Below are 12454 nucleotides of genomic sequence, written 5' to 3'. Positions count from 1 at the left end.
TTTACCGCTGAGCAGTATTGCGTCTTAGAACGGAATATCGTCATCCATATCCGAGAAGTTCGGCGCTGGCTTCGGTGCCGGGCGTGGCGCCGGGGCTGGGGCTGGACGCGGGGCTGGCGCCTGGCGCGGGGCCGGGGCGTCGTAACCGCCGCCACCACCACCACCGTAGCTGTCATCGCCACCGCCGGCGTCGCCGCCCATGCCGGAGCGACCGCCCAGCATTTGCATCTGTTCCGCGATGATGTCGGTTGCGTACTTCTCGACGCCGTCCTTGTCCGTGTATTTACGGGTTTGCAGACGGCCTTCGACGTAGACGGACGAGCCTTTTTTCAGGTATTGGCCGACGATTTCCGCCAGGCGGCCGAAGAACGAGATACGGTGCCACTCTGTCAATTCTTTTTGTTCGCCCGTATTGCGGTCCTTCGATTTGTACGAAGTGGCCACGGCGATGTTGGCGATCGCGTCGCCGCTAGGCATGTAGCGGATTTCCGGGTCACGGCCCAGATTGCCGACGATGATGACTTTGTTGACTGATGCCATGAATAACTCCTGATGAACTGCGGCGGGAGCCAAAACTCGCGCGCGTTAGATTTTTTACTAAACGACGATTATAAGCGAGTCGCCGGCGCAATGCGACTTCCGTTTCAGGCACAGGTCTTGCCATGCATTGAACGTTGCACGGTCTAAATTTTTTCTGCTGCGAGAAAAACAGCAAGATTGAATACTGGTATTATATACAGTGTTCAGCCATCTGCACGCATCTGTATCAAACTTTGTCGGGGCACGTTCGCCCGGCGGCGCAATCCGCCCATGGACGCCTCAGGCATGCAGAGCAAAACCCGGCTATAGTTACAGGTTGACCCGTTGTGGCTCCTCATCCGCACCCAGGCACAATGCGCCGGCCGCACCACTCACTGAAAGCAAGGCAATCACATGGAACAGATCCGCATTCGCGGCGCTCGCACGCATAACCTCAAGAATATCAATCTCGATTTGCCGCGCAATAAGCTGATCGTGATTACCGGCCTGTCCGGCTCCGGCAAGTCTTCGCTGGCCTTCGACACCCTGTACGCGGAGGGCCAGCGCCGCTATGTCGAATCGCTGTCGGCGTATGCGCGCCAGTTCCTGCAATTGATGGAAAAGCCGGACGTCGACCTGATCGAGGGCTTATCGCCCGCCATCTCCATCGAACAGAAGGCAACGTCGCACAACCCGCGCTCGACGGTGGGCACCGTGACGGAAATCCACGATTATTTGCGCCTGCTGTACGCGCGTGTCGGCACGCCCTACTGCCCCGACCACCCTGAAAACGCGCTGGCCGCCCAGTCCGTGTCGCAAATGGTCGATGCCGTGCTGGCCATGCCGGAAGACACCAAGCTGATGATACTCGCGCCCGTCGTCGCGAACCGCAAGGGCGAGCATGTCGACCTGTTCGAACAGATGCAGGCGCAGGGCTTCGTGCGCTTTCGCGTACAGAGCGGCACGCATGCGGCCAAGATCTATGAAGTCGATGACCTGCCGAAATTGAAGAAGACGGAAAAACATACGATCGACGTCGTCATCGACCGGGTCAAGGTAAACCAGGAAATCAAGCAGCGCCTGGCGGAAAGTTTCGAGACAGCCCTGCGCCTGGCCGATGGCCGCGCGATTGCCTACGAAATGGATACCGCGCAAGAACATGTGTACTCCAACAAGTTCGCCTGCAATGTGTGTGGCTATTCCCTGCAGGAACTGGAACCGCGTCTGTTTTCGTTCAACAACCCCATGGGCGCCTGCCCCGAATGCGATGGCCTGGGCCACATTGAATTCTTTGACCCGAAACGCATCGTCGCGTTCCCGAACCTGTCGCTGGCGTCGGGCGCCGTCAAGGGCTGGGACCGCCGCAACCAGTTTTACTTCCAGATGCTGTCGAACCTGGCCGCGTATTACGAGTTCGACCTGGACATGCCGTTCGAGCAGCTGGCACTGAATGCCCAGCAAGCCGTACTGTACGGTTCCGGCAAGCAAGTGATTCCGTTTACCTATGTCAATGAACGGGGCCGCACCGTCATCAAGGAACACACGTTTGAAGGCGTGGTCAACAATTTGCAGCGCCGCTACCGCGAGACGGATTCGATGGCCGTCAAGGAAGAACTGGCCAAGTTCATCAATGAAAAATGCTGTCCGTCCTGCGATGGCGCGCGCCTGCGCGTGGAAGCGCGCTTCGTCAAGGTCGGCACCGGCAAGCAGCAGCGCGCCATCTATGAAGTGGCGGCAAAACCGCTGCGCGAGACGCTGGAATTCTTTGAAAAACTGAAACTGACGGGCGCCAAGAAGGAAATCGCCGACCGCGTCGTGAAAGAAATCATTTCGCGTCTGAAGTTCCTCAACAATGTGGGCCTCGACTACCTGTCGCTGGACCGCAGCGCCGACACGCTCTCCGGCGGAGAGGCACAGCGCATCCGCCTCGCGTCGCAAATTGGCTCCGGTTTGACGGGCGTCATGTATGTGCTCGACGAACCGTCGATCGGCTTGCACCAGCGCGATAATGACCGCCTGATCGAAACGCTGAAACACTTGCGCGACATCGGTAACAGCGTGCTGGTGGTTGAGCACGATGAAGACGCCATCCGCACGGCCGACTACATCGTCGACATGGGCATCGGCGCGGGCGTGCACGGCGGCGAAATCATCGCCGAAGGCACCCTGCAAGACATTCTCAAAAACAAGAAATCGCTGACGGCGCAATACCTGAACGGCAAGCTGAAAATCGCCGTACCAAACAAGCGCCATGTCAGCAATCCGGAAAAGCAATTGGTCATTACTGGCGCGACGGGCAACAACCTGAAAAAAGTGTCGCTCAGCTTGCCGGTAGGCTTGATGACGTGCGTGACGGGCGTCTCCGGCTCGGGCAAATCGTCGCTGGTCAACGATACCCTGTATCCGGCGCTGTCGCGCCATCTGTACGGTTCGCAGACGGAACCGGCACCGCACGAATCGATCAGCGGCCTGGAACACTTCGACAAAGTCATTTCCGTCGACCAGGCGCCGATCGGCCGCACGCCGCGCTCGAACCCCGCCACCTACACGGGCTTGTTTACGCCGATCCGCGATCTGTTCGCCACCGTGCCGACCGCCAAGGAACGCGGCTACAGCGCGGGCCGCTTCTCGTTCAACGTCAAGGGCGGCCGCTGTGAAGCGTGCCAGGGCGATGGCGTGATCAAGGTCGAGATGCATTTCTTGCCCGACGTCTACGTGCCGTGCGACGTGTGTCACGGCAAGCGCTACAACCGCGAAACGCTGGAAGTGCACTACAAGGGCAAGAACATCACGGAAGTGCTGGGCATGACGGTGGAAGAGGCGCATGAGTTCTTCAAGCCCGTGCCCTTGATCGCGCGCAAGCTGCAAACCCTGCTCGACGTGGGCCTCGGCTACATCAAGCTGGGCCAGAGCGCCACCACCCTGTCCGGCGGCGAGGCGCAACGCGTCAAACTGTCGCTCGAGTTGTCCAAGCGCGATACGGGCCGCACCCTGTACATCCTCGATGAACCGACGACGGGCTTGCACTTCCACGACATCGACCTGTTGTTGAAAGTCATCCACCGCCTGCGCGACCAGGGTAACACTTTGGTGATCATCGAGCACAACCTGGACGTCATCAAGACGGCCGACTGGCTGGTCGACCTGGGCCCGGAAGGCGGCGCTGGCGGCGGGCAGATCATCGCCACGGGCACGCCGGAAGACGTGGCGCTGAACCCGGCCAGTGTGACGGGTAAATACCTGGGGCCGCTGTTGAAGCAATAAGCTGCAGCACTTGAAAAAATGGCGCGGATTGTCCAGACAATGCGCGCCATTTTTTGTTGCCGCGCAAACGTCAGGGCTTGCTCACCTTGTTGGCTTTGGCAACGCGTTCCAGTTTCGTCTGCAAGTAGGCCCAGGAGCGCTCAAGCGCATCGTGCAACGCCACGCCATCTTCCAGCAGGCGCGGCCCAAGCAGGCACATGCCCCGCAGCATTTCCGGCGACTGGCCGCGTTGGCCATTCCAGGCTTGCGCCGCCATCGCCTGGACTTTGTAGCGCTCGCCAGCCTTCTGGCTCTGCGTGTCGACCGCCTTGCCCTCCGCATCCGTCCACACGGTCTGGAAGAAACGGCCGGCGTCCTCATCGGACCAGACACCGCCTTGCTGCATGTCTGCAAGCATGCCATCGAGCGTCTTGTGATAGCGCGCCTGCTGCTCGCGCATGCGCTCGACATTGCTCTTCAGCTCCGCTTCCAGCGTGACGCCGTACTGCCGGGCATACTCGATACGCTCGCAATCCTGGCCGTGCTCGGCATGGGCGCTGCTACCGAGCAGGCAGGCGGCCACGGTGCCAAGGATGATGATCGTTTTTTGCATGTTTTGAGCAGGCATGACAGCAAATAATTTTCACAGGACAATTATTATAGCGGCAATAAAAAACGGCGCGGATTGCTCATGCAATCCGCGCCGTTTCTCTTTTTGCTAGCACCCCAGTCATTGCCGGCGTGTCATTTATCGCACGCCAGTCTTTGCCGGCGTGTTTCTCCCCCACTACTAACGCTTACTCAGCCAAACGCTTTTCCAGCGCAGCCTTGTGATCTGTCAATTCTTGCGGCAGATGATACGCGAGTTTTTCAAACAGTTCCGTATGCAATTTCAATTCGTCCCGCCACGCCGCCTTGTCGATCGACGTGATGGTGTCGAACTGTTCTTGCGTGAATGGCAAGCCATCCCAGTTCAGGTCGCCATACTGCGGCGTCGTGCCGAACAGGTTTTCCACGCCGCCCGCCGTGCCTTCGATACGTTCGAGCATCCATTTGAGCACGCGCATATTGTCGCCAAAGCCAGGCCAGACGAACTTGCCTGCCTCGTCCGTGCGGAACCAGTTGACGCAGTAGATCTTCGGCAGGGCCGCCGGGTTCACTTTACCCACCTTGACGCCCATGTCTAGCCAATGCTGGAAGTAATCGCTCATGTTATAGCCGATAAATGGCAACATGGCAAATGGATCGCGGCGCACGACGCCCATCTGGCCCACGGCGGCGGCCGTCGTTTCGGAACCCATGGTGGCAGCCATGTAGACGCCTTCGACCCAGTTGCGCGCTTCGGTCACCAGCGGCACGGTGGTCGAGCGGCGGCCGCCGAAGATGAAGGCCGAGATCGGCACGCCGGCCGGATCGTCCCAGGCCGCGTCGATCACCGGATTTTGCGTGGCAGCAACAGTGAAGCGCGCGTTCGGGTGCGCCGCCTTGGTGCCGGACGCTGGCGTCCAGTCCTTGCCCTGCCAGTCGATCAGGTGGCTTGGCGCTTCTTTCGTCAAGCCTTCCCACCAGACGTCGCCGTCGTCCGTCAGCGCCACGTTGGTGAAGATCGTGTTGTCGCGCATGGACGCCATGCAGTTGTAATTGGTTTTTTCGTTGGTGCCCGGCGCCACGCCGAAGTAACCGGCTTCCGGGTTGATCGCGTACAGGCGGCCATCGGCACCGGGTTTGATCCAGGCGATATCGTCGCCGATGGTGGTCACTTTCCAGCCATTAAAACTTGCCGGCGGGATCAGCATGGCGAAGTTGGTCTTGCCGCAAGCCGATGGGAACGCTGCCGCGACGTAATGCTTCTTGCCTTCCGGCGATTCCACACCGAGGATCAGCATGTGTTCGGCCAGCCAGCCCGGGTTGTTGTCGGACGCTTGCGCTTCCTGGTAGCCCATGTTCGAGGCGATGCGCAGGGCGAAGCATTTCTTGCCCAGCAAGGCGTTGCCGCCGTAGCCGGAGCCGAAAGACCAGATTTCACGCGTTTCCGGGAAATGCACGATGTATTTGGTGCTGTTGCACGGCCATTTCACGTCTTGCTGGCCGGCAGCCAGCGGCGCGCCCACGCTGTGCACGCACGGCACGAATTCGCCATCGGTGCCCAGCACGTCGTACACGGCGCGGCCCATGCGGGTCATGACCTTCATGTTGACGGCGACATACGGCGAATCGGACAGTTCCACGCCGATGTGCGCGATGGGCGAGCCCAGCGGACCCATCGAGAAGGGCACGACGTACATGGTACGGCCGCGCATGCAGCCGTCGAACAGGCCGTTCAGGGTGTGGCGCATTTCGCCAGGCTCGGTCCAGTTATTCGTCGGTCCGGCCGCTTCTTTCGTTGCCGAGCAGATATACGTGCGGTCTTCGACGCGGGCCACGTCGCTCGGGTCCGAGCAGGCCAGATAGGAATTCGGGCGCTTTTCGGCATTCAGTTTTTTCATGGTGCCGCTGGCAACCATGTCGGCACACAGGCGCTCGTACTCTTCCTGCGAACCATCGCACCAGTAAATACGTTCCGGCTTGGTCAGCGCGGCAATGTCGGCCACCCAGTTGATCAGTTTCTGTTGTTTAATATAAGCTGGGACGTTGAGTGCGGCGACGCCACCCATGACGGGCTGATTCATATTACCTCCAATACCAATAAAAGAAATTCTGGTCATTCCGGCAAGACAGGCAGCATCGTTGAGAGGTGGCTGCGGCTCACTGCGGGCGGCGTCTTCACGCGGGCAGGGCTCTGGTGTTGTCGTTTACCTGGATCATGCACCCAGGCTGCGGGAACAGTTTGCGCTATAACTATACTCAGGAAGCTTCAAAAGTGCCGGCGATTGTACACCCGCCAATCAGCTATTCTCGCAAAAATGTAGGAGAATAGCTTGACTAATGTAGTAGGCTATTCAGCATTTCCCGTATCCTGTTATTTCCCTACCAAATCCTCACTAAAATCGGCCATCCACCATGAAAATTGCCATACTCGATGATTACCAGGATGCCGTGCGCGGCCTCGATTGCTTCCCATTGCTCGATGGCCACGAGGTCAAAGTGTTCAGCAATACGGCGCGGGGACTGGGCCAGCTGGCCATCCGCCTGGCGCCGTTCGACGCGCTGGTGCTGATCCGCGAACGCAGCAGTTTCAACCGCGCCTTGCTGTCGAAACTGCCGAACCTGAAACTGATGTCGCAAACGGGCAAAGTCAGCGGCCACATCGACGTGGCGGCCGCCACGGAGCTGGGCATCGCCATCGCGGAAGGTGTCGGCTCGCCCACGGCGCCGGCCGAACTGACGTGGGCGCTGATCATGGCGGCGCAGCGCAAGATCGTTCCGTACGCGCAACATTTACAGGAAGGGCTGTGGCAAACGTCCTCCATCGAGCCGGCGCGCAACACGCTCGGCACGGTCTTGAAAGGGCGCACCCTGGCGATCTGGGGCTACGGCAAGATCGGACAATTGATCGCCGGCTATGGCCGCGCCTTCGGCATGACCATTCTCGTGTGGGGCAGCGAAGCGAGCCGCGCGGCGGCCGTGGCGGCCGGCGATACGGCGGCCACGTCACGGGAAGCCTTCTTTGAACAAGCCGACGTATTGAGCCTGCACCTGCGCCTGTCCGAGACGACGCGCGGCCTGGTAACAAGCGACGACCTGGCGCGCATGAAGCCAAACTCGCTGTTCGTCAACACCAGCCGCGCCGAACTGGTGGCCGAGGGTGCGCTGGAAGCGGCGCTGCAGCAGGGGCGCCCGGGCGCGGCCGCGCTGGACGTGTTTACGGATGAGCCCTTGCCGCCAGGCGCGCCATTGCTGCTGCTGCCGAACGTGCTGGCCACGCCACACCTGGGCTACGTCGAGCGTGACAGCTATGAACTGTACTTCCGCTACGCCTTGCAAAACGTCGTCGATTTTACGCAGGGTCAATGCACGCGCCTGCTCAATCCCGAGGTGCTGGCGCATGCGCGGCAAGCGCCTCAGGAGCGCTGAAACCCCTTGAGGAGGTCCGGCTCGCCCGTGATGCGGATGGCGGGCGCGGGCAGCGCGTGCCGGCCGCGCCACAGGCCGGCCCAGCCGGGTGGCCAGGCGATGTCCGGCCCGGCATACGGCGCCACGCCGGCGCGCACGGCCACGACCGGCACGGGCGGCATGTCCTGCAAGGGCTCGCCCGGGGTGCGCTGCATGTCCAGGCTGTACATGTAATTGGGCAACAAGGCGTCGCAAACGCGGCCAAACCACGCGCTATGGTCATCGTCGCGCCCCAGCGCCTGCGCCAGGCCTTGCGGATCGAAACGGGCCAGGGCATCGATCAGCTCGCCGGTGGTGGCGCCAGGCGTATCGCCCCAGCCCATCACGGGGTTGACGTTGTAATCGGCGCCCGAACCGTACCAGCCTTCGCGCCAGGGCCGCTGCATCCAGTCGCGCGGCCCCGTAAACAAATGCCAGCGCCAATGCAGGCCGGACGGCTTGGGCCAGGAATACAGATACAGTTTTTGATAGCCGGCCTGGTGCAGCTCGCACACCATGGCCATCAGACGCGCATGCGGCATGCGGTCGGGCGGCGCGCGGCGAAACAGGATCGCTTCGCCATCGGCAAACTGCACGTCGTCGGTCGACAGGTTCAGGTCCAGGGTGCGCGCTTCGCTGCCGAAACGGGCGGCGATCCAGCCCGTGAGCAAATTGACGGACGTGATGACGCCATAGCCGCGGTGGCGGTGAAAAATGACGGTGCCGGGAGCGAGCGCTTTCATACGGAGTCAGGGTGGCAGGCAAACAAAGAAACCAGTGTACTCACAGATGGCCAAATTTTCCAGATGCGATCCGCAACGGCCCGCAACGGACCCGCCATTCACGCAAGGCACACAATCCACGCTATCATGCGCGTCATTCTCCACTGACATCGTGACCACATCATGACTTTGCGCATACTCGCCACCGGCGGCACTTTCGACAAACACTACAACGAATTGAACGGTACCCTGGGCTTTTCCGACAGTCATTTGCCGGCAGCGATTGCCCGCGCGCGCATGACGGCGCCGGTGGCGCTGGAGCAACTGCCACTGCTCGACTCGCTCGACATGCAGGATGCGGACCGCCAGCGCGTGCTGGCCTCGTGCCGCGCGGCGCACGAAAAAGCCATCGTCATCATCCACGGCACCGACACCATGCGCGAGACGGCGCAAGTGCTGGGCGCGGCGAACCTGCAGCAAACGGTGATTTTGACGGGCGCCATGATTCCCTACGAAATCGACAACTCCGATGCCCTGTTCAACCTGGGCTTTGCCTGCGGCGTGGCGCAAACCTTGCCAGCCGGCGTGTACGTGGCCATGAATGGCCAGATCTTCGCCTGGGACAATGTGCAAAAGAACCGCGCCGCCGGCGTGTTCCAGCCCTTGTAAGCCGATGCCAGGCAGGATACAAAAAGCAGACTGAAAAACGGTCTGACTGAGATCCTGTCACAATTTAACAAGCCCGTTTTCAACGGGCTTTTTTTACGTTTTTCACTTTTCATAAATTCAGCAATACAACAGATTTCATCGAATTATTATAGGTAAAACATCAAATTGCCAATACAATAATTTTATGTTGTAAAAAAACACCATCTATCATTTATAAAAACACCGATATTAATAAATATAAAACTGTGATTTAACAATTGGCTTAAATATTCTTCTGTATCTATAATTTATTGCCAAATCCGACACGGTTGAGGTGCATTTTTTCTTGCTGAGACGACATAATGTTCGCCTCGACAAGTCATAAGTGCATTTATAACAATATTGCGCTAAGTAGTCTTCCACCTCCCACCGACGTGGTTCCGCCTACCGTACACGAGCACCCTGGTCATCTATCCGATGGCTTGAACGGTGCTCGTGTACCGCTTGTCGTTATTAAAACTACTACGGAGTAATTGTTACAATGGCATTTAAAGAAAAAATTGGCGTGCGCAGCGTACGCCTGGCCCTGACCGTCCTGGCAGGTAGCGTCTTGTTCTCTGGCCAATCCATGGCGGACGAAGCAATTCAAAAAGTTGAAATTACCGGTTCGAGCATCAAGCGTATCGCCGTCGAAGGCGCACTGCCAGTGCAGCGCCTGACGCAAGAAGCAATCGCCAAGACGGGCGCCACCACGGTTGCCGACCTGCTCCAGGCCCTGCCCGCCATGCAAGGCTTTACCGTCGGCGCCGCCGCGGCAGGCACCAACTCCGGTGGCCGCACCAGCGCATCGATCCACGATATCGGCGAAGACTACACCCTGGTCCTGCTGAACGGCCGCCGCATCGCGCCACAAGGCTCGGGCACTTCCGTCAACCTGAACGCCATTCCGATGAGCGCCGTTGAACGCGTCGAAGTGCTGACCGACGGCGCCTCGGCCCTGTACGGCTCGGACGCCATCGCCGGCGTGATTAACTTCATTCTGAAGAAGAACCAGCAAGGCGGCTCCCTGGAAGCCACCTACGGCGGTCCGGAAGACAAGGGCGGCAACGCCTGGAACACCAACGTGACCTATGGCTTCGGCGACATCGACGAAGACCGTTTCAACGTCTTGCTGTCGTACCGCCATGACGAGCAATCGAACTTGCGCGCTACCGACCGTACATTCGCCCGTTCGTCGCGTATTCCAGTGAGCTTTAACGGCAAACAATACGTCTACGACAAGACCGCCACGGGTACGGCGCCTGCCAACGCCACCGTGTCCGTCAAAGACAAGTCCGACTACCTCTTCAATCCATATCTGGCGAAGAATAACAATTGTGGCGCCGTGACCAATGCCCCACTGGCAGCCAATCAGCAGGCTTGCGGTTTCGATGGCGGTTCGACGGTTGAAATCGTGCCGGAATCGAAGCGCGACAGCCTGTTTACCCGCGCCAGCTACAAACTCAACGATTCGCTGAACGCGTTTGCCGAAGTCGCCTACTCGCGCTACGACCTGACCGCGCGCATCTCGGCCAATCCCGTGCAAATTCCGATTGGGCTGAACAGCGATCAATACAAGAATTACGTCCAGCGCTACTTGACGAAAGAACAAAACGACAACGTTACTTCCGTCACGGCCAACTACCGCATGAGCGACTGGGGCAATCGCACCACCAACACCATTACCGAGACGAAGCACTTCGTCGTCGGCGTCGAAGGCGAAATTGGCGCGTGGAACATCGATGCGGGCCTGACCTGGTCGCAAAATGCCATCAATGAACACTATATCGGTGGCTATGCGAAAACGGCCGATATGAAGGCCCTGCTGAAGAATCCGGCATTCGACCCGTTCCTGCCGGCAGGCACACCAACGCCGCAAATGCAAGCGCTGATCAACAATTCGCAATTCAACGGCTCGATCCGCACGGCATCGACCACCATGCGCGGCATTGATGCGCACGGTTCCCGCGAACTGTTCACCTTGCCAGGCGGCAAAGCCAACATCGGTATCGGCGCCGACTACCGCGAGTACAACTACGGCCAGACGCCGGACGCAGGTGCAAACACCAGCACCATCTACGGCTTCAACACCTCGCCACGTTACGACCTGAGCCGTTCAACCTACGGCGTCTTCGCCGAATTGCTGGCGCCGATTACCAAAACGGTGGAAGTCAGCCTGGCTGGCCGCTATGACTCCGTATCGGCGATCGACAATGGCGTCATCAACAAGACCATCGGCAAAGATGCCAATGCCAATACCTACAAGGTCACGGCACGCTGGCAGCCAGTGCAGCAACTGTTGCTGCGCGGCTCCTACGGCACGGGCTTCAAGGCCCCGGACATGCTGAGCATTGGTCAGCCTCTGGTCAACAACGGCTTTACCGGTGCTAACTGGAATTGCCCATTCCCAGGCGATGCGCTGTGCCGTGCCCCGAACAGCCAATACAATAAAATGGCTGGTGGTAACGAAAACCTGAAGCCGGAAAAATCGAAACAGTTCACCGTCGGTTTCCGTATCGAACCTAGCTCGGCATTCTCGTTCGGCGCCGATCTGTGGGACGTGAAAATTACCGACGCGGTTTCGGCCGTAAGTGAAGCGCAAGCGTTCAACAACCCAGGCATGTACCGCGACCTGTTCGGCATTTACGTCGAACCGACGACAAACAAGCCGTACTTTGCGTTCAAATCGCTGTCGATGAACATCGGCCAGACGCATAACCGCGGTATCGACTGGGACATGACGGCACGTAAGAAGTTTGATATCGGTAACTTCACGGCTAACCTGAGCGGCACCCATATGCTCAAGGCCGACTACACCGTACCAGGCACCAAGGATCAGTGGACCAACAACATGAACTACTACGGCATTTCCGATGCCGTGACGTTCCGTAACCTGATGAAGCTCAACATGAGCCTGGAATCGGGCAAACTGACCAACACGGTTGTCGTGAGCTACCGTAATGGCTACACCGACGCTTCGGCCGAAGTGGTCAACCTGGCCACCAGTGCAACGGAAAAAATCCGCCTGCACGTGCCTTCGTACACGACGGTTGACTTCCAGGGCCGCTATGCTTACAGCAAAGCGGTGACCTTGCGCGCGGGTATCAAAAACCTGTTCGACCGTGAACCGCCACTGTCGCTGCGCAGCTCGCGTGGTCACCAAGTTGGTTACGATCCACGCTATGCCGATCCAATGATGCGTTCGTTCTACTTCACGGCCCAGTACAAGTTCTAAGTTGACCTCGTCAACC

8 protein-coding genes are annotated in these 12454 nt (G+C 59.1%); 4 read left to right on the top strand and 4 right to left on the bottom strand.

The annotated features are described in order from the left end of the window. Positions 1 to 24: 24 nt before the first annotated feature. Positions 25 to 540, bottom strand: coding sequence for a single-stranded DNA-binding protein (gene ssb / locus ACP7DW_RS21050; RefSeq protein WP_034754418.1), 516 nt, complete (start codon positions 538 to 540; stop codon positions 25 to 27). A 393-nt stretch (positions 541 to 933) separates the two neighbouring features. Between ssb and uvrA the strand changes: the two genes are divergently transcribed. Continuing rightward, entirely contained in the window at positions 934 to 3783 is a 2850-nt protein-coding gene (gene uvrA, locus ACP7DW_RS21045) for an excinuclease ABC subunit UvrA (RefSeq protein ID WP_426056447.1), read from the top strand. A 70-nt stretch (positions 3784 to 3853) separates the two neighbouring features. Here uvrA and ACP7DW_RS21040 read toward each other — a convergent pair whose 3' ends face one another. Together ACP7DW_RS21040 and ACP7DW_RS21035 are read right to left on the bottom strand one after the other, a co-directional pair. Continuing rightward, on the bottom strand, positions 3854 to 4375 hold the full coding sequence (locus tag ACP7DW_RS21040; RefSeq protein ID WP_426056448.1) for a hypothetical protein: 522 nt from the start codon (positions 4373 to 4375) through the stop codon (positions 3854 to 3856). 184 nt (positions 4376 to 4559) lie between these two features. Continuing rightward, positions 4560 to 6431, bottom strand: coding sequence for a phosphoenolpyruvate carboxykinase (GTP) (locus ACP7DW_RS21035; protein WP_426056449.1), 1872 nt, complete (start codon positions 6429 to 6431; stop codon positions 4560 to 4562). Between the two features lie 331 nt (positions 6432 to 6762). Here ACP7DW_RS21035 and ACP7DW_RS21030 point away from each other — a divergent pair, with 331 nt between their 5' ends. Continuing rightward, positions 6763 to 7776 carry a D-2-hydroxyacid dehydrogenase family protein gene (locus ACP7DW_RS21030; protein WP_426056450.1) on the top strand — a complete coding sequence of 338 codons (1014 nt, stop codon included), beginning with the start codon at positions 6763 to 6765 and terminating at the stop codon, positions 7774 to 7776. Here ACP7DW_RS21030 and ACP7DW_RS21025 read toward each other — a convergent pair. After that, positions 7764 to 8537 (bottom strand): L-asparaginase, encoded by a 774-nt coding sequence (locus ACP7DW_RS21025; RefSeq protein WP_426056451.1) that lies wholly within the window; start codon positions 8535 to 8537, stop codon positions 7764 to 7766. The two genes, ACP7DW_RS21030 and ACP7DW_RS21025, sit on opposite strands and share 13 nt — an antisense overlap. Before the next feature lie 162 nt (positions 8538 to 8699). On the opposite strand from ACP7DW_RS21025, the gene ACP7DW_RS21020 reads away from it, so the two are divergent. Next, positions 8700 to 9185, top strand: coding sequence for an asparaginase domain-containing protein (locus ACP7DW_RS21020; protein WP_034754431.1), 486 nt, complete (start codon positions 8700 to 8702; stop codon positions 9183 to 9185). 520 nt (positions 9186 to 9705) lie between these two features. Beyond that, the gene (locus ACP7DW_RS21015; RefSeq protein WP_426056452.1) at positions 9706 to 12438 is read left to right on the top strand and encodes a TonB-dependent receptor; all 2733 of its coding nucleotides are present in this window, start codon (positions 9706 to 9708) and stop codon (positions 12436 to 12438) included. The last annotated feature ends 16 nt before the right edge of the window (positions 12439 to 12454 follow it).

This window comes from Janthinobacterium sp. PSRC1-1 (assembly GCF_049897525.1).
Classification (GTDB): Bacteria; Pseudomonadota; Gammaproteobacteria; order Burkholderiales; family Burkholderiaceae_D; genus Janthinobacterium; species Janthinobacterium tructae.
Note: the sequence above shows the minus strand (reverse complement) of the source record. Positions and strands in the feature narration are given on the sequence as shown.

Bases quoted from the DNA above. Each gene is read 5' to 3' on its own strand.
- ssb (WP_034754418.1), bottom strand. From the start codon at position 540: ATGGCATCAGTCAACAAAGTCATCATCGTCGGCAATCTGGGCCGTGAC.
- uvrA (WP_426056447.1), top strand. From the start codon at position 934: ATGGAACAGATCCGCATTCGCGGCGCTCGCACGCATAACCTCAAGAAT.
- ACP7DW_RS21040 (WP_426056448.1), bottom strand. From the start codon at position 4,375: ATGCAAAAAACGATCATCATCCTTGGCACCGTGGCCGCCTGCCTGCTC.
- ACP7DW_RS21035 (WP_426056449.1), bottom strand. From the start codon at position 6,431: ATGAATCAGCCCGTCATGGGTGGCGTCGCCGCACTCAACGTCCCAGCT.
- ACP7DW_RS21030 (WP_426056450.1), top strand. From the start codon at position 6,763: ATGAAAATTGCCATACTCGATGATTACCAGGATGCCGTGCGCGGCCTC.
- ACP7DW_RS21025 (WP_426056451.1), bottom strand. From the start codon at position 8,537: ATGAAAGCGCTCGCTCCCGGCACCGTCATTTTTCACCGCCACCGCGGC.
- ACP7DW_RS21020 (WP_034754431.1), top strand. From the start codon at position 8,700: ATGACTTTGCGCATACTCGCCACCGGCGGCACTTTCGACAAACACTAC.
- ACP7DW_RS21015 (WP_426056452.1), top strand. From the start codon at position 9,706: ATGGCATTTAAAGAAAAAATTGGCGTGCGCAGCGTACGCCTGGCCCTG.